We start from the raw sequence: 21,584 nt of genomic DNA on the forward strand, positions 1-21,584 counted from the left end.
CTACGGTTAACATTATGCTAAACAATAATAAATTTTTCTCCGAGCGGGAGGTCAATTTGATCCCGGACGTATCACAGGCGCTTTCCTGGCTGGAAGCTCATCCTGACGCATTAAAAGGTATTGGTCGCGGTATTGAACGCGAAACGTTGCGCGTCAGACCAGATGGTCATCTGGCGACCACCGGGCACCCGAAATCTCTTGGTTCAGCTTTAACGCACAAGTGGATAACCACGGACTTTGCGGAAACGCTGCTCGAATTTATCACGCCGGTTGATAAAGATATCGACCATCTGCTGGCATTTCTGCGTGATATCCATCGTCACGTTTCCCGCGATTTAGGCGAGGAACGCATGTGGCCAATGAGCATGCCGTGCCTGATTGAAGAGAGTGAAGCTATTGAGCTGGCGCAGTACGGCAGCTCAAATATCGGCAAAATGAAAACGCTTTACCGTGAAGGCTTAAAAAACCGTTACGGTGCGCTGATGCAGGTCATCTCTGGCGTGCACTACAACTTCTCCCTGCCTATCTCCTTCTGGCAAGCCTGGGCGGATGTAAAAGATGAGAAGAGCGGTCAGGAAGCGATTTCTGAAGGCTATCTGCGTCTGATCCGTAACTACTATCGTTTCGGCTGGGTCATTCCCTACCTGTTTGGTGCTTCTCCTGCGATCTGCTCCTCTTTCCTGCAAGGCAAAGAGACGAAACTGCCGTTTGAGAAAACGGATAAAGGCATGCTCTATCTGCCTTACGCCACTTCTCTGCGCCTGAGTGATTTGGGCTACACCAACAAATCTCAGAGCGGGCTGGGCATTACCTTCAATAATCTGCCTGATTATGTGAAGGCGCTGAAGGCGGCGATCAAAACGCCTTCGCAAGCCTATGCTGAAATGGGCGTGAAGGATGAGCAGGGTAACTGGTTGCAGCTTAATACCAACGTTCTGCAAATTGAGAATGAGCTTTATGCACCTATTCGTCCTAAACGCGTAACGCGTTCCGGTGAAAATCCTTCGGATGCCTTACTGCGTGGTGGCATTGAGTATATTGAAGTTCGCTCGCTGGACATCAACCCCTTCTCGCCGATTGGCGTGGATGAGAATCAGGTGCGCTTCCTGGATCTCTTCCTGGTGTGGTGTGCGCTGGCCGATGCGCCAGAGATGAGCAGTGATGAACTGCTCTGTACGCGGGCAAACTGGAACAGGGTGATACTGGAAGGGCGTAAACCAGGGCTGCTGCTGGGCATTGGCTGCGACGAAGCGCAACATCCGCTTGCTGAAGTCGGTAAGAAGCTGTTTGCAGATCTGCGACGGGTAGCGGAGACGCTGGATAGTCAGCAGGGCACTCACCACTATCAGGAAGTTTGTGACCGCCTGGTTGCCTCTTTTGACGATCCGGAGTTGACCTATTCGGCACGTTTCCTGACAGCGTTAAAAGAGAATGGCATTGGTGGCACAGGACTGGCGCTGTCAGAGCAGTACCGCCATCAGTTAGCGGAAGAGCAGCTTGAAATTTTGACTGAGGCAGATTTCGAACAGGAAGCCGTGCGTTCAAAGGTTAATCAGCAGGAAATTGAAGAAAGTGATACGCTTAGCTTTGAAGACTTTTTAAAGAGTCGCAGTTAAGAAAAGAAAATGGCCACAATGATGTGGCCAAAATAACATCTCTGTTGTCAGGGATGATGATAACAAAATGCGCGTCTTTCATAGATTCAGACCGGGCACTACAGAGAAAGTTTCACTTTTTTTAAAATAAATTTATTAGTTGAGGTAACCACATGCCATTGCTGGATAGCTTTACCGTCGATCACACTATCATGGCGGCGCCTGCGGTTCGTGTAGCTAAGACCATGAACACGCCTCATGGCGATACCATAACCGTGTTTGACCTGCGTTTCTGCAAGCCAAACAAAGAAGTGATGCCAGAGCGTGGTATCCATACGCTGGAACACCTGTTTGCTGGCTTTATGCGTAACCACCTGAATGGTGATGGCGTGGAGATCATCGACATCTCTCCAATGGGTTGCCGTACCGGCTTCTATATGAGCCTGATCGGTACGCCAGATGAGCAGCGTGTTGCCAAAGCCTGGAAAGAGGCGATGCAGGACGTGCTGAAAGTAACCGATCAGCGCAAAATCCCTGAACTGAATGAATATCAGTGCGGCACGTTTGAAATGCACTCTTTAGATGAGGCGCAGGATATTGCGCGTCATATCATCGACAACGACATTCGCGTTAACCACAACGATGAACTGGCGCTGCCGAAAGATAAGTTGCAGGAACTGCACATCTAGTTCTGATGGGGCGGAACGCTTCGCCCCTGACAGCGGCGGGAAAACTCGCTAATGCTCTGTTGAGGGCGGGTTTTCCCGCCCTCACTGTTTAAGAACCTACCGACTCCTTCAGCGGCTGCTTTGGCGTAATCCGCACCTGCTTAATCATATTCTCCTGCACGTCCAGGATATCAATCGCATATTGGCCAATGGTGACGGTGGTATCCGGTAAGGGAATATCCTGAATCGCTTCCAGAATCATCCCGTTCACGGTGCGCGCTTCATCTTCTGGCAGTAGCCAGTTAAAGGCCTTATTCAGTTCGCGAATATTCGCGCTACCTTCGATCAGTACAGAGCCATCGTTCTGCGGCACAACCTCTTCCGCAAGCGTTGGGGACATGGAGGTGGTGAAGTCACCAACGATCTCCTCAAGGATATCTTCGATAGTTACCAGCCCCTTAATGTCGCCATACTCATCAACTACCAGCCCCACTTTTTTCTTGTTCCGCTGGAATTTAACCAGCTGCACGTTAAGCGGAGTGCCTTGCGGCACGTAGTAAATCTCATCCGCTGCCCGCAGCATGACCTCTTTGGTAAACTCTTTTTTCTCGGTCATCAACCGGTAGGCTTCCCGCACGCGCAGCATACTGATGGCATCATCCAGCGAATCGCGATAGAGCACGATACGCCCGTGAGGGGAGTGGGTAAGCTGACGAACAATCGATTTCCAGTCATCATTGATGTTAATACCCACAATCTCATTACGTGGCACCATGATGTCATCAACGTTGACCTTTTCGAGGTCCAGCACCGAAAGAAGCATATCCTGATTGCGACGGGACATTAGCGAACGTGACTCATAAACCAGCGTGCGCAGCTCATCTTTGTTCAACGCGCCGCTGTTGGCACCCTCACTCCTTATTCCTACCATCTTCATCAGCAGCCGGGTAATGGTGTTCAACAGCCAGACCAGCGGCATCATCACAATCTGTAACGGCCCCAGCAGCACGCTGCTTGGGAAAGCCACTTTCTCCGGATAGAGTGCGGCAATGGTTTTTGGAAGCACCTCGGCGAATACCAATACGGCAAAGGTCAGGATACCGGTCGCTATGGCCACGCCCGCATCGCCATACAGGCGCATCCCTACAATGGTTGCCAGCGCGGAAGCCAGAATGTTGACCAGGTTGTTGCCGATCAGCACCAGGCTGATTAAACGGTCTGGCCGGCGCAGCAGTTTCTCAACCCGGCGAGCGGCGCGATCCCCGTTTTTAGCCTGGTGACGAAGCTTATAGCGGTTAAGGGTCATCATGCCGGTTTCGGAACCTGAGAAGTAGGCCGAAACCAGAATCATAATGACCAGCGTGATGATCAGTGTGGTGGTTGAAACATGTTCCAACGAGGGAATTCCTTGTAGTGAAGGGTCAGGAGGTCAGGAAGTGCTGTAGCATCCGGCTACCAAAATAGGCCATCGTCAGCAGAAAAGCCCCGCCGCAGTTGAACCAGGCAACGCGACGGCCGCGCCAGCCTTCATGATAGTGACCCCAAAGCAAAACGATATAAACAAACCAGGCAAGGATCGACAGCACCGCTTTATCCACATTCTCGCGGCTGAAAAGATCGTGCATATAGAACAGGCCGGTGCATAACACCAGCGTCAGCAGCACCACGCCTACCTGGGTAATGTGGAACATCTTGCGTTCAATGGTCATCAGCGGAGGAATGTCGTTATTGAACGCCAGCCGTTTATTCTTCAGCAGATAGTCAATCCATGCCAGTTGCAGGGCATAAAGCGCCGCGATAATCAGCGTCGCATAAGCAAACAGCGCCAGACCAATATGCACCATCATGCCTGGGGTCGTTTCCAGATGGGTGATAAAAGCATTAGGCACAAAAGTGGCAAACGCCAGATTGATCAGCGCAAAACTGTAAACAATCGGCAGCAGCATCCATCCCCGGTTGCGCGAGGCAACAATCGTCATAATGGCGCAAATCAGCAGGCTGACCAGCGAGCCAATGTTCAGCAGGCTCAGGTTCTGACCACTGTCGAAGGCAAAAATACGCTGTTGCAGCGCCACAGCGTGGCAAATCAGCGCAATAATCGCGGAGATCACCGCCAGACGACGCCATGCACTCTGCTTACGCAGCAGGCTGGGGATAATCAAAGCGAGGCTGAAGGAGTAGGCGAGTAGCGCCAGAATCGCGAAAACGGACATAAATGTTGTCAGGTACCAGCCAGAGAAGAAAAAAATCAGTATAGCGCCAGCGGCCACAGGCTCCAAACGATCTCATCGCAGATGGCTGAGATCGCAGCGGCTTCATGTTATAATCCGTCCCATTGTGTCGCCTGGCGACCTCTCATTACGTTGAGCGAGAGACGATGTTTGATAATTTAACCGACAGATTGTCGCAATCCCTGCGCAATATCAGTGGCCGTGGACGGCTGACCGAAGACAACATTAAGGATACGCTGCGTGAAGTGCGCATGGCGTTACTTGAGGCGGACGTTGCGCTGCCGGTAGTGCGTGACTTTATCAACCGCGTAAAAGAGCGGGCGGTAGGTCAGGACGTTAACAAAAGCCTGACGCCGGGTCAGGAGTTCGTCAAGATTGTTCAAAACGAACTTGTCGTGGCGATGGGCGCAGAAAACAACACGCTTAACCTGGCTGCTCAGCCGCCTGCCGTCGTGCTGATGGCCGGTTTGCAGGGTGCGGGTAAAACCACCAGCGTCGGTAAACTGGGTAAGTTCCTGCGCGAAAAGCACAAAAAGAAAGTGCTGGTGGTTTCTGCCGACGTTTATCGCCCGGCGGCGATTAAACAGCTGGAAACGCTGGCCGAACAGGTTGGTGTCGATTTCTGTCCATCCGATCTCAGCCAGAAGCCGGTTGATATCGTCAAGAGCGCCCTACAGCAGGCGAAGCTTAAGTTCTACGACGTGCTGCTGGTGGATACCGCCGGTCGTCTGCACGTAGACGAAGCGATGATGGATGAAATCAAACAGGTTCACGCCGCGATCAATCCGGTAGAAACGCTGTTTGTGGTCGATGCCATGACCGGTCAGGATGCGGCAAACACCGCTAAAGCGTTTAATGAAGCGCTGCCGTTGACCGGGGTGATCCTGACGAAAGTGGATGGTGATGCCCGTGGCGGTGCTGCGCTGTCGATTCGTCAGATAACCGGCAAGCCAATTAAATTTATGGGTGTGGGTGAAAAAACCGATGCCCTGGAGCCGTTCTATCCGGAGCGTATTGCCTCGCGTATCCTCGGGATGGGCGATGTCCTGTCGCTGATCGAAGATATCGAGAGCAAGGTTGACCGTGCGCAGGCGGAAAAACTCGCCAGCAAGCTTAAAAAGGGCGACGGCTTCGATCTCAACGACTTTCTTGACCAGCTCAAGCAGATGCGCAACATGGGCGGCATGGCCAGCCTGATGGGCAAACTGCCGGGCATGGGGCAGCTGCCGGACAACGTGAAGTCGCAGATGGATGATAAAGTGCTGGTGCGGATGGAAGCGATGATTAACTCCATGACGCGCAAAGAGCGTGAAAAGCCGGAGATTATCAAAGGCTCCCGCAAGCGCCGCATTGCAACAGGTTCAGGTATGCAGGTGCAGGACGTTAACCGCTTACTCAAGCAGTTTGACGATATGCAGCGCATGATGAAGAAGATGAAGAAGGGCGGTATGGCGAAGATGATGCGCGGCATGAAAGGTATGATGCCGCCGGGCTTCCCTGGCCGTTAAGTGAGCCGGAAAAGCACTTTGGCGAATTAGATTGCTTTTTGCGCCAAAATGAGTAAAATTTTCGGGCTTTTTATATTGCATCCGGGCCCCGTTCCCTCAATGGGGCCCGGGTGTTTTATTAACTCAAGAGGATGTTATGGTAACAATTCGTTTGGCACGTCACGGCGCTAAAAAGCGTCCATTCTACCAGGTAGTCGTCACTGACAGCCGTAATGCTCGCAACGGTCGCTTTATCGAGCGCGTTGGTTTCTTCAACCCGATCGCATCTGGTCAGGCTGAAGCACTGCGTCTGGATCTGGATCGCATTGAGCACTGGGTTGGCCAGGGCGCTACTCTCTCTGATCGCGTTGGTGCGCTGATCAAAGAAGCTAAGAAAGCAGCTTAATCTGTCACGGTGGTCAACATGAGCAAGCAACTCACCGCGCAGTCTCCTGCCAGCCCTTTAATTTTAGGGAAGATGGGAGCTGCCTACGGTATCCGTGGTTGGCTCAAAGTGTTTTCCTCCACCGAAGATGCCGAAAGCATTTTTGACTATCAGCCGTGGTTTATCCAACGTGCGGGTCAATGGCAGCTTGTCGAGCTGGAAGGCTGGAAGCGCCACAATCAGGACATGATCATCAAAGTCAAAGGCATTGACGATCGTGATACTGCCGGTCTGCTGACTAATTGCGAAATTGTCGTGGATTCTGAGCAGTTGCCAGCGCTGGAAAGCGGAGACTATTACTGGAAAGACCTTATCGGTTGCCAGGTTGTCACCACTCAAGGCTATGAACTGGGTAAAGTCACAGAGTTGATGGAAACCGGTTCAAACGACGTTCTCGTCGTGCAGGCTAATCTGAAGGATGCATTCGGTGCGAAGGAGCGGCTTATTCCGTTCCTTGATGGACAGGTTATCAAGAATGTCGATCTCACTACCGGCACCATTGAAGTAGATTGGGATCCTGGTTTTTGAGCTCCGGTAAAAACGGTATGGCGCCATCAATGTGGATTGGCATTATCAGCCTGTTTCCTGAGATGTTCAGTGCGATTACCGATTACGGAGTAACCGGCCGGGCAGTAAAAAATGGCCTGCTCAGCATTCAGAGCTGGAGTCCTCGTGATTTCGCTCATGACCGGCACCGTACCGTGGATGAACGTCCATACGGCGGCGGACCGGGAATGCTTATGATGGTTCAACCCTTACGGGATGCCATCCACGCAGCAAAAGCGGCGGCAGGAGAAGGCGTAAAGGTGATTTATCTTTCACCTCAGGGACGCAAACTCGATCAGAATGGCGTTTGCGAACTGGCGACTAACCAGAAAATTATTCTGGTGTGTGGTCGCTATGAAGGGATTGATGAGCGCGTAATCAAAACCGAGATCGATGAAGAGTGGTCGATTGGGGATTACGTACTCAGTGGTGGAGAGCTGCCAGCGATGACGCTGATTGACTCAGTCGCCCGGTTTATACCCGGCGTATTGGGCAAGCAGGCGTCAGCTGAGGAAGATTCATTTTCTGATGGCTTGCTGGATTGCCCACACTACACCCGACCTGAAGTGTTAGAAGGGATGGAAGTACCGCCAGTTCTGCTGTCGGGAAATCATGCTGAAATTCGCCGGTGGCGCCTGAAACAGTCGCTGGGCCGTACCTGGCTAAGAAGACCTGAACTTCTGGAAAACCTGGCTCTGACTGAAGAGCAAGCAAGGTTGCTGAAAGAATTCCAGCGGGAATTCAGCAGGCAACATAACGATGATGGGCATGCGCGACAACAGTCGGGCGCCTGAATATCAGTTTACCCAGGATAAGAGATTTAATTATGAGCAACATTATTAAGCAAATTGAACAAGAGCAGATGAAACAGGACGTACCTTCATTCCGTCCGGGTGATTCCGTGGAAGTGAAAGTATGGGTCGTTGAAGGTTCTAAGAAACGTCTGCAGGCATTCGAGGGCGTGGTTATCGCTATTCGTAACCGCGGTCTGCACTCTGCATTCACTGTTCGTAAGATTTCTAACGGCGAAGGTGTTGAGCGTGTATTCCAGACTCACTCACCGGTTATCGACAGCATTGCTGTGAAACGCCGTGGTGCCGTACGTAAGGCCAAACTGTACTACCTGCGTGAGCGTACTGGTAAGTCTGCACGTATCAAAGAACGTCTGGGCGCTAAAGCAGCTTCTTAAGTTAATAGCAAACAAGGGGTCGACCGGAAGGTTGGCCCCTTTTTTTATGCGTATTTCCAGCCAAAGCTCAAAAAATCAGTCGGCGGCCGCTTTCAACAGAGCCACGACCAGCGGGGAAAGTTCATTCCTTAACGCTGCACGTTCAGACTGGAACAGCGTAGCGACGAAATATTTATGGTCCGGCAGTTCAATTCCGCGCACGTCACCCTCCGCATCCCAGGCAGTGATCCGTAACGGGTACTCTGCCAGCTGGCTGACAAACGCCGGATTGACGCCAAAATTACAATGATAGCCTTCATGCGTGGTGAGCTTGTTGTAGGCACGGGCGATCAGCGAGTCGGGCCTGATACGTATATCCCCGGATTTCTCGATCAGTGAGCAGCTAAGAGGGGAGATAACGATACGCCCTTCACTTTGGCTCTCTGCATGTGCTGCATCTGCCCAGCCCATTACGTTGCGGGCATATTCTACCAGGGCGTACTGAAATCCTCCGCACGACCCCAGAAAAGGAATGTTGTTTTCCCGCGCATAAGTAATTGCCAGCAAAGCGCCGACATCATTTTCATACGGGCTGCCGGGCACCACCCAAATCGCAGCAAAATGCTTCAGTGCGGCAATGTCATTTATAGATTTTGTTGGCAGCCAGTCGGCAGAAACTGTCAGGCCTGTAGCCTGAGCAGCAAGCTGGATTGCGGCAGGGATAGCCTGATGCGCAACCGCCGTAGCGCGGTAATCACCCACAAGAGCAATACGAAGGGGGAGGTTCATTCTTATTTCCTGTTCAGGTTAAGCAAAGGAGTTTGACCTGGTGTGGCTCTTGTCCTGGCGATGAAAATGGTAGATCGCGGTATTGACCGGTCCGCTGTCCAGCACAATCAGGCCATATTTGATACCTTTGAACTCAGCACCACAGCCTGTTGCAACACGACGGCTGGCCATATTCTCCTCTGCGGCCAAAATTTCCACCACCTTTATCTCCGGGCTTTGCCACGCCAGTTCCACCAGATGGCGGACGGCATTGCTGGCTATTCCCTGACGCTGTTCGCTGCTACGCACCCAGTAGCCAATAGAACAGTGATCGCGCTGCACTCTGGAGTAGCGCAAACCGGCTCCGCCCAGCAGACGACCATCCGGGGCAAACAGTCCCAGCTCATTAGCTTCACCTTTGTTTCTCAGCAGGTGCGTAATGGTGAACCACTGACGCGCTTGTTCGGGTGTGAACCCGGCATGTGCCCACAGAAGCCAGGGAAGAAGCGTATCCAGCGAGGCATTAACGGCGGCAGCGAACGCTTCAGCATCCTCATCCTGATAAGGCCGTAAAATAATCTGCATCTCTTACACTCCCTCGTAATAAGCCCTTATTTAACTTCATCATAGGATGATCTCGCAGCAATGGGGAAGCAAATTCCCGCTTAGCTCCGCATAAGAAAATTTTAGAATCACGAAAACCGCCGCATGGTTTCAACCAGGGGAGAGAAGGCTTCAGAATCAGCTGTAAACAATACTATACACATTCTGAAGTTGTTTTTGCGGGCTGGCTTAAATATAACTTATTGTTTATAATATATTTATTTAATAATCCTACAGTGATTTAAATCACTGGTAAGAAAACTGTACATACTGCCATTGAATTATGTACCTTTTCTGGTACAGTATCTTTCACCCTACAGAGGGCTGACCTACGCATATTGAGAGAAACAGGATGACAATCATGCAAAAAGACGCGCTGAACAATGTCCATATCGCTGGCGAGCAGATTTTAATTACGCCAGAAGAGTTAAAAAAACAGTTTCCGTTGAATCCGACGTTGGAAGCACAGATTACGGCCTCACGTCAGACCATCGCCGATATTATCAGCGGCAAGGATCACCGTTTGCTGGTGGTTTGTGGTCCCTGTTCCATTCACGATACTGAAGCCGCGCTCGACTATGCCCGTCATCTGAAAACTCTCTCTGAACAGCTGAAGGATCAGCTCTATATCGTTATGCGTGTCTACTTTGAAAAACCTCGTACTACGGTTGGCTGGAAAGGATTAATCAACGATCCCTACATGGATAACTCCTTTGATATGGAGGCGGGGCTGCATATTGCCCGTCGTCTGCTGCTGGATCTGGTGGAGATGGGGCTGCCATTAGCGACAGAAGCGCTGGATCCCAACAGCCCTCAGTACCTGGGCGATCTCTTCAGCTGGTCAGCCATTGGCGCGCGCACTACGGAGTCGCAAACCCACCGCGAAATGGCCTCTGGCTTATCGATGCCGGTTGGCTTTAAAAACGGCACTGATGGCAGCCTTGGTACCGCAATCAATGCGATGCGTGCTGCTGCAATGCCGCACCGTTTTGTAGGTATAAACCAGAGCGGTCAGGTGTGCCTGTTGCAGACGCAGGGGAATCCGGATGGGCACGTGATTCTGCGCGGCGGCAAAGCCCCTAATTACGGGCCGGAAGATGTGGCGCAGTGTGAAAAAGAGATGCGCCAGGCGGGACTCCGTCCCTCCTTGATGATAGATTGCAGCCATGGCAATTCTAATAAAGATTTCCGTCGTCAGTCCGGTGTGGCTGAATCTGCCGTAGCGCAGATTAAAGATGGCAACCGTTCCATTATTGGACTGATGCTGGAGAGCCATCTCCATGAAGGCAACCAGTCTTCCGAGCAGCCTAAAGCAGAGATGCGCTACGGTGTTTCCGTAACGGATGCCTGTATTAACTGGGAAACCACGGAAACCCTGCTGCGGGAAATTCATCAGGATCTCAACGGTGTGCTGGCGGCGCGTCTGTCGTAAGAGGACTATGTATGGTGGCTGAACTGACCGCGCTACGCGATCAAATAGATGAAGTTGATAAAGCGCTGCTCGATCTGCTGGCCAAACGGCTGAACCTCGTCGCTGAAGTGGGCGAAGTGAAGAGCCGTTATGGATTACCGATTTATGTGCCTGAACGTGAAGCCTCAATGCTCGCTTCACGGCGTAAAGAGGCGGAGCTGCTGGGCGTACCACCTGATTTAATCGAAGATGTTTTACGCAGGGTGATGCGTGAGTCCTACTCAAGCGAGAATGACAAAGGCTTTAAAACGCTGAATCCCGAACTTCGTTCAGTGGTGATCGTTGGCGGTAAAGGGCAGATGGGGCGGCTGTTTGAAAAGATGCTCACCCTCTCTGGCTACAAGGTCAGGATCCTCGACAAGGAAGAGTGGGCGCAGGCAGAGAACATGCTGGCGGATGCCGGAATGGTGATCATCAGCGTACCGATTCATCTCACAGAACAAGTCATCGGCAGCCTGCCACCAATGCCCGAGGACTGTATTCTGGTCGATCTGGCTTCGGTGAAGAATGGTCCGCTCCAGGCGATGCTGGCTGCTCACAGCGGCCCGGTGTTGGGTCTGCATCCAATGTTTGGCCCGGACAGCGGCAGTCTGGCTAAACAGGTGGTGGTCTGGTGTGATGGCCGTCAGCCGGAGGCGTATCAGTGGCTGTTAGAGCAGATCCAGGTTTGGGGCGCGCGTTTACATCGCATCAGTGCGGTAGAGCACGACCAGAACATGGCCTTTATTCAGGCGCTGCGCCACTTTGCGACCTTTGCTTACGGGTTACATCTGGCTGAAGAGAATGTACAGCTTGAGCAGCTGCTGGCGCTCTCATCCCCGATCTACCGTCTGGAGCTGGCGATGGTAGGCAGGCTCTTTGCTCAGGATCCTCAGCTCTACGCAGATATCATTATGTCTTCGGAAAGCAACCTTGCGCTGATCAAACGTTACTATCAGCGATTTGGTGAGGCGATCAAGCTGCTGGAGCAGGGCGATAAGCAGGCATTTATCGACAGCTTCCGTAAAGTTGAACACTGGTTTGGCGACCATGCCCAGCGATTTATGCTGGAAAGCCGTACGCTGCTGCGGCAGGCGAACGATAATCGTCAGTAACTTTTGAAAGGCCGGAAACGGCCTTTTTCTTTAGTGGCCGAAACCGGCCCGGTGAAAGAGAGCCTTCGCCTCCTTTGTTAATAAAAATTCCCCCAACGCTTCAGCCTCCCCTGAGCAGAGAGCAAATGTATAGTCGGCCTGAATCTGCCAGGGCGCAGGAATGGGCAGCGTGACCACTTTACCTTCCGCCTTCAGCTGAGGGCTGTAGCTCTGATAGCCAATAAACAAATCTGCCTGGCCGCTTTCCAGAAGCCAGCTTGCCGCCACTTTTCCCGCAGGAACGGCCGGACTTTCCGGTCCGCCAACCAGCTGCATCGCCCGTCTTTTTAGCTCTTCTCCTTTTGTGGGGTGAGAGGCTTCAATAAGCTCGAAAAGCTGCCACGCGTAATCACCGGCAGGATCGCTCCGCGGGGTAGAGGTTGCCACGCGCAGGGTGGGATCAAGCAGCATATCCAGCCACTCTCTTTTCTCTGCGGCAAGGGTGGGGTTAATACTCAGGCAAAGGCTGTTATGGGCAAAAATGCGGGTTGCCAGTGCGCGTCCCGCAGCGAGCAGTCTTTGCGGATGGGCGCTATTTGCTGAAGCAAAAAGATGGCAGGACTCTCCCTGCTCAATGCGCTGCAAAAGCAGACCGGCAGGGCCAAAATCAGTCGTAACGGTATGACGGCTCTGCCGCTTAAACAGGCGCATTAATTCTGGCCAGACAATACGCAGGCTACCGGCAGCGAACACGCGAATGTCACTCATCAATTGTTGCCGACATAGTGAGTGCGGTAGAAGCGTTGATACCAGCTGTCAGCTCTGTTCTGCATAGTGATATCGCTGAATTTTTCCGGATACAGTTTTTTCGCCATCCAGAGTTCACCCAGCGCCAGCGCTTCCGGCATCGGGTATCCCCAGGCTTTGGCATATTCCGGCATCAGGTAAACGCGGTGGTTTTTTACCGCATCTACAGCCTGCCAGGCGGGTTGCTGATTAATCTCGTCCATCACCTGAGGATAACGATCCTGTATAAAGATAACCTGTGGGTTCCAGGCAACAATCTGCTCCATAGAGACCTGCTTATAGCCTTTGACCGTTGCCGCTGCGACGTTAAGAGCACCAGCATGCGCCATCATCAGGCCGGTATATTTCCCGGAACCGTAGGTGGTCAGATCTGGATTTGCCATATAGGCGCGAATGCGTTGAGCGGGCGGGATAGCCTTCAGGCGATCGGCTGTTTGCTGACGCTCATCAAAGGTAGCTTTAATTAAAGTTTCAGCCTGCTTTTGATGATTAACGACTTCGCCGATCAGTTTGATCCCCTCTTTCAGCCCCTGATTGTAAGCGCGGTCTTCATCCTGCAACTCGGGATTGAGCTTGCTCTGTTGTTTCGCATCGTCGCTGCGTAGCGAGATGGCAATCACCGCGATCCCCAGATTCTGGATCTGGTCGATCATCTCTTTAGGGGCATAGTTGGTCACGAAAACAACCTGAGGGTGAAGGGCAACCAGCTTTTCGACATCCACGTGAGTAAGATCGCCCAGGGTCGGAATGGAATTAAGCTGAGGCACAAGGCGCTGATAGCCCTCACCCAACTGTTGTTTCCAGTTACCCAGAATGCCAACCATTGTGCTGGTGGCATCCAGCTGCACGAGCAAATTGAGCGTCTGATGTTGCAGTACCACCACGCGATCGACCCGATCCGGGATCGTCACCTGGCGCCCGAGCTGATCCACCACCTGACGCGCGGCCTGAGAGCAGAACGGAACAAAGCAGAGTAGAGCGGTGAGGGCGGGTGCCCTGAAAGAGCGAAGCATATGACATTCCTGATTAGCGTTATATACATCATGATATAACGTTAATCAGGCAGGGCAAATTGATTCTGCACAATAAAAAGAAACGCGCGTCAGCCCTACAGCTGGCGGCTGACAAGAAGCAGTAAGGTTATTCCGGCTCTACCGGAATAACGTTTTCGCTTGGATAGCAGCCCAACACTTTCAGGGAGCGGGTAATAGGTGTTAACTCTTTCAGCGCCTGCTGTACCGCATCGGAGCGCAAATTACCCTGGAAATCGATATAGAACATCTCTTCCCAGGGATTGCCGTTGATGGGACGCGACTCAAGTTTGCTCATTACCAGGTTGTGCTGACGCAGCACCAGTAAGGCTTCTACCAGCGCGCCTGCCTGTTGGCCTGTTGCCATAATCAGCGTGGTTTTCGCCGGAACCTGAAGGGTCACTTCAACCGGTTTTCTGGCAAGGATAATAAAGCGGGTAATATTTTGCTTTTGGTTAGCAAGATTGCGCTCCAGCACCTGTAGACCATAAAGTTCACCGCCAGCCTCGCTGCCAATGGCGGCAACGTCAGGGGAGTTCATCGCCGCGACTTTTTCCATCGCCGCGGCGGTGCTTTCGGTGTACTCAATTTTCCAGTGCGGGTAGCGGTTAATAAACTGGCTACACTGCTGGAAAGGTTGCGGATGACTGTATACCGTTTTAATTTTTTGCAGATCGGTGCTGCTATTGACCAGCACACAGTGATCGATCGGCAGAGTCATCTCGCCAACAATAGAGAGGCTGGTCTGCTGCAACAGATCGTAAACATCGTTGATCGAACCAGAACTGGTATTTTCAACCGGAAGGACGGCATAGTCAGCCTGGCCGGTTTCGACCTGACTGAAAATATCCTGAAACTTCAGGCAGCCGCTTTCAATGAAGTTATCAAAATGGCGGGCAGCATAGTTGCGTGCGGCAAGATGAGAATAGGAGCCTTTCGGGCCTAAAAAGGCAATTCTCGCCGAGTGCGAAGCGGTATTATTCAGATGCTTTTGCAGCAGCGCCTGCTGAGTGAGCACCGAGTCTTCAATAATCAGCTGGAAGAGACGCGTGATGTAATGTGCATCCAGCTTATGCTCTTTGCCCAGCGTAATAAGATGCTCAAGCAGGTCCCGCTCGCGGTCGGTGTCGCGGATGGGGCGATGGGTGGCCATCTTTGCCGTCGCAACCTCAACCGCCAGCGCCCGGCGTTGTGCCAGCAAGTTCAGCAGTTGTTCATCCAGTGCGCTGATTTTATCACGCAGGCCCAGCAGGGGATTTTCGGGTGTCATAAGTGCTACCTGTCAGAAGTTCATAAAAAAAAAGCCTCCCGCTTGGGAGGCTTTGTTGTTCGTCTTCGCATTGTTTCTTACACGACGAATGGCCTCCCGGTCAGCGGAAGGTAAAAAAGAAGGCGAAGAAGAACGACAGTTTTTTCATTGGTGTGTCCGGGATCAGCAAGCGTTTAAAGTAACCGCTGCAAATTATTTCTGTCAATAAAAAAACGCGCCCTGAGGCGCGTTATCTTGATGTCGATTTTTTATTCCTGATCGACAGCGCTTAAGTCAACGCTCAGGTCTTTGACGCTGGCGTTAGCACGGCGCGCTTCACCTTTGTGCTGAACCTTGTTCAGCTGACGCTCAAGCTTGGCGATAAGCTCATTGATGGCCGTGTACATATCAGCATGTTTGGCGCTGGCTACCAGCGGGCCATTAGGCGTATTGATAGTGGCATCAGCGACAAATTCCTTCGGCTCCTTTGAAAGAACGATATGGGGGTTTATCAGGTCAGTTTGCCATTTTTCGAGCTTGGCGAGACGGTCTTCGACATGTTGGCGGATAGCCGGAGTGATTTCCATGTGCTTGCTGGTAATGTTCAGAACCATAGTGCTTACCTCTCTGTCATTTCCGTCGAATGTGGGGTAAGCATACCTTGAAAAAGGGGTTAATGCGTGATTTTAATCACGTTTTTTTGTCACTTTTTGTCAAGTCTGGCAAATCTGTGAGATGGGGTGATAATTGGTTAAAAGGGGGTTGTCTGATGAGTCTTAAGCGGGCATGATTGATGGGATGACTCAGAACACAAGGCGTAACGCATTCTGTTTTTGAGCATAAAAAATGGCAGCCTCAGGCTGCCATTTTTCGTTTACAACGCTTAAGCCTGATTCGCCGCAATCAGCTTCGCGACTTTATCTGCCTCAGCCGTCAATTGCAGATGACGGTAAGCATTTTCCATCAGCGGCAGCGCCGTGCGGGTAGCCTGGGTGTCCGGATAATCTTTCATCATTTGCTCAACGCGGTTAACTACTGCAACATATGCCTCGCGCTTAGTGTAGAATTGAGCAACGGATAATTCATATTTCGCCAGACGATCTTTCAGATAGACCAGACGCTTTCTGGCGTCGGTCGCGTACTGACTGTTCGGGTAACCGCGCAGCAGCTGAGAGAAGTCATGGAAGGCGTCACGCGCATGCGTAGGATCGCGGTCGGAGCGGTCGATGCCGAAAAAGCCCTGCAGTGCGCTGTCATCCAGTGCCATATCCGTCAGACCACGCATATAAATCACGTAATCAATATTCGGGTGGGTTGGATTAAGACGCATAAAGCGGTCAATTGCGGCCTGCGCCAGCGGCAAATCGGCATTTTTGTAGTAAGCGTAGATCAAGTCTAGCTGAACTTGCTGGGAGTAAGGCCCGAACGGATAGCGGTTATCTAGCGCTTCCAGTTGCGTTATTGCTCCTTTAAAGTTACCGTCCTGCAGTTTTTGCTGGGCTGTGGCATAGATCTCAGAAGGCGGATTGTCGGGCACCGTTTCCTTCGAGCCGGAACAACCCGCCAATGCCAGGCTCAACGTGGCTGCAGCCACCAGATATTTCATACGCGTCATGACGATTTGATTATCCTCAGAGTGTTATTCAGGAAGCTGTCCATGTAGCTCCCGATAGTGACCAGGTACAATAGCACATTATATTAAACGGCATCGCCGTGAAAACCCAACGTTAACGAAGAAGCTGTTTATGGCACAACAAGTAAAACTCAACGCAACGGTATCCGAATCGCAACTCGGACAACGCTTAGATCAGGCTTTGGCCGAATTGTTCCCTGATTATTCCCGATCTCGCATAAAAGAGTGGATTCTCGACCGTCGCGTCACCGTCAATGGCGTAATCATCGACAAACCAAAAGAAAAAGTGCTTGGCAGCGAACAAATCGCTATTGATGCAGAAATTGAAGAGGAAGCGCGCTGGGAAGCGCAGGATATCCCTTTAGACATCGTCTACGAAGATGAAGACATTCTGGTGATCAACAAGCCTCGCGGCCTGGTGGTGCATCCGGGAGCGGGAAATCCTGATGGCACGGTGCTGAATGCGCTGTTACACCATTTCCCGGCAATCTCTGATGTTCCACGTGCGGGTATCGTTCACCGCCTGGACAAAGACACAACGGGTCTGATGGTTGTGGCGAAAACGGTGCCTGCTCAGACGCACCTGGTGGACTCTCTGCAATTAAGAGAGATCACCCGTGAATATGAAGCGGTCGCGATTGGCCGAATGACGGCAGGGGGCACAGTGGATGAGCCTATCAGCCGTCACTCCACTAAACGCACGCACATGGCGGTACACCCAATGGGTAAACCGGCTACTACGCATTACCGCATTATGGAGCACTTCCGTGCGCATACCCGTTTGCGCTTGCGTCTGGAGACTGGCCGTACTCACCAGATCCGTGTTCACATGTCCCATATCAGCCATCCGCTGGTGGGCGATCCGCTATACGGTGGCCGTCCCCGCCCGCCTAAAGGTGCATCCGAAGCCTTTATCGGTACGCTGCGTGCGTTCGATCGCCAGGCGCTGCATGCCACTATGCTGCGTCTTTACCATCCAATCAGCGGTATCGAGATGGAATGGCACGCGCCGTTACCGCAGGATATGGTCGATCTTATCGCTGCCCTGAAAGCGGATACTGAAGAGTTTAAGCATCAGCTGGATTGGTAATGAGCCTGATCAAACCTGAATGGGCGCTGCCCCCAAGGGTGCGAGCCATAAGCTCAAGCCGGGTGGGCGGCGTAAGCGGCGCTCCCTGGGATTCACTGAATCTTGGTGCCCATGTTGGGGATAATCCCCAACATGTGGCAGCAAATCGTCAGCGTCTGGTTGAGCTGGGCGCAATGCCCACTCAGCCACTCTGGCTGGAGCAGGTTCACGGCACCGATGTTCTACACCTCACCAGAAACACTCCTCAAACTCTCCGTGCTGATGCCGTTTACACACGTGAACAGGGTTTACCCTGCGCAGTGATGACGGCGGACTGCCTGCCGGTGCTTTTTTGCTCGGTGGATGGTAAAGAAGTTGCGGCGGCTCATGCTGGTTGGCGTGGTCTTTGTGCCGGCGTACTGGAAGCCACGCTGGCGGCATTTCAGGCTCCGCCCGAAGAGGTAACGGTCTGGCTTGGTCCCGCCATCGGCCCGGACGCTTTTGAGGTGGGCGCCGAAGTAAGAGAGGCGTTTTTAGCACAAAATTTGCACGATGCGGCAGCTTTTCGTGTGGCCGGTGAAAAATATTATGCTGATATCTGGCAACTTGCCAGGGCGCGTCTGAACCGCAGCGGAGTACGCCACATCACGGGTGGCGGCCTTTGTACCCTTTCTGATCCCGCTAAGTTCTTCTCTTTCCGACGCAATGGCGTCACGGGCCGTATGGCAAGTTTGATCTGGCTGATATAACCTAGCGCCATAAGACGGTCCAGATTGATGTATTTTTCACCAATATATTTGGGTCATTAAACTTGAAAATTTGAGGGTTGACCTCATTTAATCTCCAGTAGCAATTTGACCTGAATGGGGGAATTATGCGTCTGGATCGTCTTACTAATAAATTTCAGCTCGCTCTCGCCGATGCCCAGTCTTTAGCCCTGGGGCGCGACAATCAATTTATCGAACCTCTCCACCTGATGAGTGCTTTACTGACTCAGGAAGGGGGATCCGTTCGTCCTTTACTCACTACAGCTGGCGTTGATGTGGCTGCCTTACGAAACGGCGTCGACCAGGCTATTGGCCGCCTGCCGCAGGTTGAAGGGACGGATGGCGACGTTCAGCCCTCTGCTGACCTGGTTCGCGTCCTTAATCTTTGCGACAAGCTGGCGCAAAAGCGCGCTGACAATTTCATTTCATCCGAACTGTTCGTGCTGGCCGCTCTGGAATCGCGTGGCTCACTGGCCGACCTCTTAAAATCTGCCGGTGCAACCAGCGACAAACTAAGCAAAGCAATCGATCAAATGCGTGGAGGTGAAAACGTGAACGACCAGGGAGCTGAAGATCAGCGCCAGGCTTTAAAAAAATACACCATCGACCTGACCGAACGCGCAGAGTCCGGCAAGTTAGACCCGGTAATTGGTCGTGACGAAGAAATTCGTCGCACCATCCAGGTTCTGCAACGCCGCACCAAAAATAACCCGGTGCTGATCGGTGAACCAGGCGTGGGTAAAACAGCAATCGTGGAAGGCCTTGCTCAACGCATCATTAATGGTGAGGTGCCGGAAGGGCTGAAAGGCCGCCGTGTGCTTGCGCTGGATATGGGGGCGCTGGTGGCTGGCGCTAAATATCGCGGTGAGTTTGAAGAACGTCTGAAAGGCGTGCTTAGCGATCTTTCGAAGCAGGAAGGCAACGTCATTCTGTTTATTGATGAGCTGCATACCATGGTTGGTGCCGGTAAAGCCGATGGCGCCATGGATGCCGGTAACATGCTGAAGCCTGCGCTGGCTCGTGGGGAGCTGCACTGCGTTGGTGCCACTACGCTCGACGAATATCGTCAGTACATTGAAAAAGATGCTGCGCTGGAACGTCGCTTCCAGAAAGTGTTTGTGGCTGAGCCAAGTGTGGAAGATACCATTGCTATTCTGCGCGGGCTGAAAGAGCGCTATGAGCTGCATCACCATGTACAGATTACTGACCCGGCTATCGTGGCAGCGGCGACCTTATCGCATCGCTACATTGCTGACCGCCAGCTTCCGGACAAGGCGATTGACCTTATCGATGAAGCCGCTTCCAGCATTCGTATGCAGATCGATTCCAAACCTGAAGCGCTGGACAGGCTGGAGCGCCGCATTATCCAGTTGAAACTGGAGCAGCAGGCGCTGAAGAAAGAGTCAGACGACGCCAGCATCAAGCGTCTGGAAATGCTGGAAACTGAGCTGAATCAGAAAGAGCGCGACTACTCTGAGCTGGAAGAAGAGTGGAAAGCAGAAAAAGCTTCCCTTTCTGGTACGCAGACAATTAAAGCTGAACTGGAGCAGGCGAAGCTTTCTATGGAGCAGGCCCGGCGTATGGGTGACCTTGCGCAGATGTCTGAGCTACAGTACGGGAAAATCCCCGAGCTGGAAAAACAGCTGGCACTGGCCACTCAATCTGAAGGCAAAACGATGCGTCTGCTGCGCAATCGCGTTACCGAAGTTGAAATCGCTGACGTGCTGGCGCGCTGGACCGGCATCCCGGTAGACCGGATGATGGAAGGGGAGCGGGAGAAACTGCTGCGCATGGAGCAGGATCTGCATCAGCGCGTGATTGGACAGAACGAAGCCGTTGAAGCTGTCTCAAATGCGATCCGCCGTAGTCGGGCAGGGCTGGCCGATCCAAACCGGCCGATTGGTTCGTTCCTGTTCCTGGGGCCAACCGGGGTAGGTAAGACTGAACTTTGTAAGGCGCTGGCTAACTTTATGTTCGACAGTGACGATGCGATGGTGCGCCTCGATATGTCCGAGTTTATGGAGAAGCACTCTGTCTCCCGTCTGGTTGGGGCACCTCCGGGTTACGTCGGATATGAAGAGGGCGGATACCTGACTGAGGCGGTTCGTCGTCGTCCTTATTCCGTCATCCTGCTGGATGAGGTTGAAAAAGCGCATCCGGATGTGTTCAACATTCTGTTGCAGGTGCTGGATGATGGCCGCCTGACCGATGGACAGGGCAGAACGGTAGACTTCCGTAACAGCGTGGTGATCATGACCTCTAACCTGGGGTCCGATTTGATTCAGGAGCGTTTCGGTGCACTCAGCTATCCGGAAATGAAAGAGGTAGTGATGACCGTAGTGGGTCAGCACTTCCGTCCGGAGTTCATCAACCGTATTGATGAGCTGGTGGTCTTCCATCCATTAGGTGAGAAGCATATTGCTTCAATAGCTAAGATTCAGCTGCAACGTCTGTATGACCGACTGGCTGACCGTGGATTTGAACTGACTATCTCTGAGAGTGCGCTGAAATTACTGGGTGAAAACGGTTATGACCCGGTTTACGGTGCACGGCCGCTGAAGCGTGCTATTCAGCAGCAGATTGAAAACCCGCTGGCGCAGCAGATACTTTCTGGTGCTCTGGTTCCCGGAAAACCAGTTGAAATGGACGTTAAGGATGGCGTTATTGTGGCAACACAATAATTATGCCGTTAAAAAATGGGCCTTCGGGCCCATTTTTGTTTATTAACCAGGCTAAAAGTGGCTGTTTTAATGATTTCTGATTAAAAGATGAGCGCTTGAATATTTTTTTGCATTCAGGGCTTGCGGCCTGCCAGAAACTCCCTATAATGCGCCTCCACTGACACGGAATAACGGCTTACCGGCCGCCGGGTTGAGAGGTTCAGCATGCTGAACCGCCGGAGAAAAACTTCTGAAAAGTGGTTGACTCTGAAGAGGGGAAGCGTATCATACGCCACCTCGCAGTAACGCCTCA

At 52.2% G+C, this 21,584-nt stretch carries 21 protein-coding genes and 1 other annotated feature; of the genes, 12 read left to right on the forward strand and 9 right to left on the reverse strand.

What is annotated here, in order from left to right; translation table 11 throughout:
• The first annotated feature begins 14 nt into the window (after positions 1–14).
• Together gshA and luxS are read left to right on the forward strand one after the other, a co-directional pair.
• Positions 15–1,616 (forward strand): glutamate--cysteine ligase, encoded by a 1,602-nt coding sequence (gshA, locus tag AAH450_RS20590; RefSeq protein ID WP_342911857.1) that lies wholly within the window; start codon positions 15–17, stop codon positions 1,614–1,616.
• Positions 1,617–1,768: 152 nt separating this feature from the next.
• Positions 1,769–2,284, forward strand: coding sequence for an S-ribosylhomocysteine lyase (gene luxS / locus AAH450_RS20595; RefSeq protein ID WP_342911858.1), 516 nt, complete (start codon positions 1,769–1,771; stop codon positions 2,282–2,284).
• Positions 2,285–2,372: 88 nt separating this feature from the next.
• On the opposite strand, the gene AAH450_RS20600 is transcribed toward luxS, so the two are convergent.
• Together AAH450_RS20600 and AAH450_RS20605 are read right to left on the reverse strand one after the other, a co-directional pair.
• Complete coding sequence (locus AAH450_RS20600) at positions 2,373–3,659, reverse strand: HlyC/CorC family transporter (protein ID WP_342911859.1); 1,287 nt, start codon at positions 3,657–3,659, stop codon at positions 2,373–2,375.
• Between the two features lie 25 nt (positions 3,660–3,684).
• On the reverse strand, positions 3,685–4,476 hold the full coding sequence (locus AAH450_RS20605; RefSeq protein WP_306211124.1) for a cytochrome C assembly family protein: 792 nt from the start codon (positions 4,474–4,476) through the stop codon (positions 3,685–3,687).
• A gap of 164 nt (positions 4,477–4,640) precedes the next feature.
• On the opposite strand from AAH450_RS20605, the gene ffh reads away from it, so the two are divergent.
• From ffh to rplS, 5 genes are all read left to right on the forward strand, one after another.
• Positions 4,641–6,002 carry a signal recognition particle protein gene (gene ffh / locus AAH450_RS20610; protein WP_318789748.1) on the forward strand — a complete coding sequence of 454 codons (1,362 nt, stop codon included), beginning with the start codon at positions 4,641–4,643 and terminating at the stop codon, positions 6,000–6,002.
• A 136-nt stretch (positions 6,003–6,138) separates the two neighbouring features.
• Positions 6,139–6,387 carry a 30S ribosomal protein S16 gene (rpsP, locus tag AAH450_RS20615; RefSeq protein ID WP_124234201.1) on the forward strand — a complete coding sequence of 83 codons (249 nt, stop codon included), beginning with the start codon at positions 6,139–6,141 and terminating at the stop codon, positions 6,385–6,387.
• Positions 6,388–6,405: 18 nt separating this feature from the next.
• Entirely contained in the window at positions 6,406–6,954 is a 549-nt protein-coding gene (gene rimM / locus AAH450_RS20620) for a ribosome maturation factor RimM (RefSeq protein ID WP_342911860.1), read from the forward strand.
• Positions 6,955–6,983: 29 nt separating this feature from the next.
• Complete coding sequence (gene trmD / locus AAH450_RS20625; RefSeq protein WP_463322751.1) at positions 6,984–7,766, forward strand: tRNA (guanosine(37)-N1)-methyltransferase TrmD; 783 nt, start codon at positions 6,984–6,986, stop codon at positions 7,764–7,766.
• Between the two features lie 32 nt (positions 7,767–7,798).
• The gene (gene rplS / locus AAH450_RS20630; RefSeq protein WP_024965502.1) at positions 7,799–8,161 is read left to right on the forward strand and encodes a 50S ribosomal protein L19; all 363 of its coding nucleotides are present in this window, start codon (positions 7,799–7,801) and stop codon (positions 8,159–8,161) included.
• 75 nt (positions 8,162–8,236) lie between these two features.
• Here the strand turns inward: rplS and AAH450_RS20635 are convergent, their stop codons facing one another.
• Positions 8,237–8,929, reverse strand: coding sequence for a CTP synthase C-terminal region-related (seleno)protein (locus AAH450_RS20635; protein WP_342911862.1), 693 nt, complete (start codon positions 8,927–8,929; stop codon positions 8,237–8,239).
• An 18-nt stretch (positions 8,930–8,947) separates the two neighbouring features.
• A complete protein-coding gene (locus tag AAH450_RS20640) occupies positions 8,948–9,493 on the reverse strand; it encodes a GNAT family N-acetyltransferase (protein WP_342911863.1) in 546 nt (181 codons plus the stop codon).
• Between the two features lie 379 nt (positions 9,494–9,872).
• On the opposite strand from AAH450_RS20640, the gene AAH450_RS20645 reads away from it, so the two are divergent.
• Entirely contained in the window at positions 9,873–10,943 is a 1,071-nt protein-coding gene (locus tag AAH450_RS20645; protein WP_342911864.1) for a 3-deoxy-7-phosphoheptulonate synthase, read from the forward strand.
• 11 nt (positions 10,944–10,954) lie between these two features.
• On the forward strand, positions 10,955–12,076 hold the full coding sequence (gene tyrA, locus AAH450_RS20650; RefSeq protein WP_342911865.1) for a bifunctional chorismate mutase/prephenate dehydrogenase: 1,122 nt from the start codon (positions 10,955–10,957) through the stop codon (positions 12,074–12,076).
• Between the two features lie 30 nt (positions 12,077–12,106).
• Here the strand turns inward: tyrA and AAH450_RS20655 are convergent, their stop codons facing one another.
• The 5 genes from AAH450_RS20655 to bamD form a co-directional block, all read right to left on the reverse strand.
• Entirely contained in the window at positions 12,107–12,823 is a 717-nt protein-coding gene (locus tag AAH450_RS20655; RefSeq protein ID WP_342911866.1) for a substrate-binding domain-containing protein, read from the reverse strand.
• Complete coding sequence (locus AAH450_RS20660) at positions 12,823–13,875, reverse strand: ABC transporter substrate-binding protein (protein WP_342911867.1); 1,053 nt, start codon at positions 13,873–13,875, stop codon at positions 12,823–12,825. The genes AAH450_RS20655 and AAH450_RS20660 overlap by 1 nt, the downstream gene beginning before the upstream one ends.
• 127 nt (positions 13,876–14,002) lie before the next feature.
• On the reverse strand, positions 14,003–15,163 hold the full coding sequence (gene pheA, locus AAH450_RS20665) for a bifunctional chorismate mutase/prephenate dehydratase (protein ID WP_342911868.1): 1,161 nt from the start codon (positions 15,161–15,163) through the stop codon (positions 14,003–14,005).
• A 24-nt stretch (positions 15,164–15,187) separates the two neighbouring features.
• Positions 15,188–15,312: a sequence feature (Phe leader region), on the reverse strand.
• 99 nt (positions 15,313–15,411) lie between these two features.
• Entirely contained in the window at positions 15,412–15,756 is a 345-nt protein-coding gene (raiA, locus tag AAH450_RS20670) for a ribosome-associated translation inhibitor RaiA (RefSeq protein ID WP_342911869.1), read from the reverse strand.
• A 269-nt stretch (positions 15,757–16,025) separates the two neighbouring features.
• Complete coding sequence (gene bamD, locus AAH450_RS20675; RefSeq protein WP_306211151.1) at positions 16,026–16,757, reverse strand: outer membrane protein assembly factor BamD; 732 nt, start codon at positions 16,755–16,757, stop codon at positions 16,026–16,028.
• A gap of 130 nt (positions 16,758–16,887) precedes the next feature.
• Between bamD and rluD the strand changes: the two genes are divergently transcribed.
• From rluD to clpB, 3 genes are all read left to right on the forward strand, one after another.
• Complete coding sequence (gene rluD / locus AAH450_RS20680) at positions 16,888–17,865, forward strand: 23S rRNA pseudouridine(1911/1915/1917) synthase RluD (RefSeq protein WP_342911870.1); 978 nt, start codon at positions 16,888–16,890, stop codon at positions 17,863–17,865.
• Positions 17,865–18,593: a purine nucleoside phosphorylase YfiH gene (gene yfiH, locus AAH450_RS20685; RefSeq protein WP_342911871.1), complete on the forward strand. Its 729-nt coding sequence runs from the start codon at positions 17,865–17,867 to the stop codon at positions 18,591–18,593. The genes rluD and yfiH overlap by 1 nt, the downstream gene beginning before the upstream one ends.
• A gap of 125 nt (positions 18,594–18,718) precedes the next feature.
• Positions 18,719–21,292, forward strand: coding sequence for an ATP-dependent chaperone ClpB (gene clpB / locus AAH450_RS20690; protein WP_342911872.1), 2,574 nt, complete (start codon positions 18,719–18,721; stop codon positions 21,290–21,292).
• The last annotated feature ends 292 nt before the right edge of the window (positions 21,293–21,584 follow it).

This window comes from Erwinia magellanica (assembly GCF_039023495.1).
GTDB lineage: Bacteria > Pseudomonadota > Gammaproteobacteria > Enterobacterales > Enterobacteriaceae > Erwinia.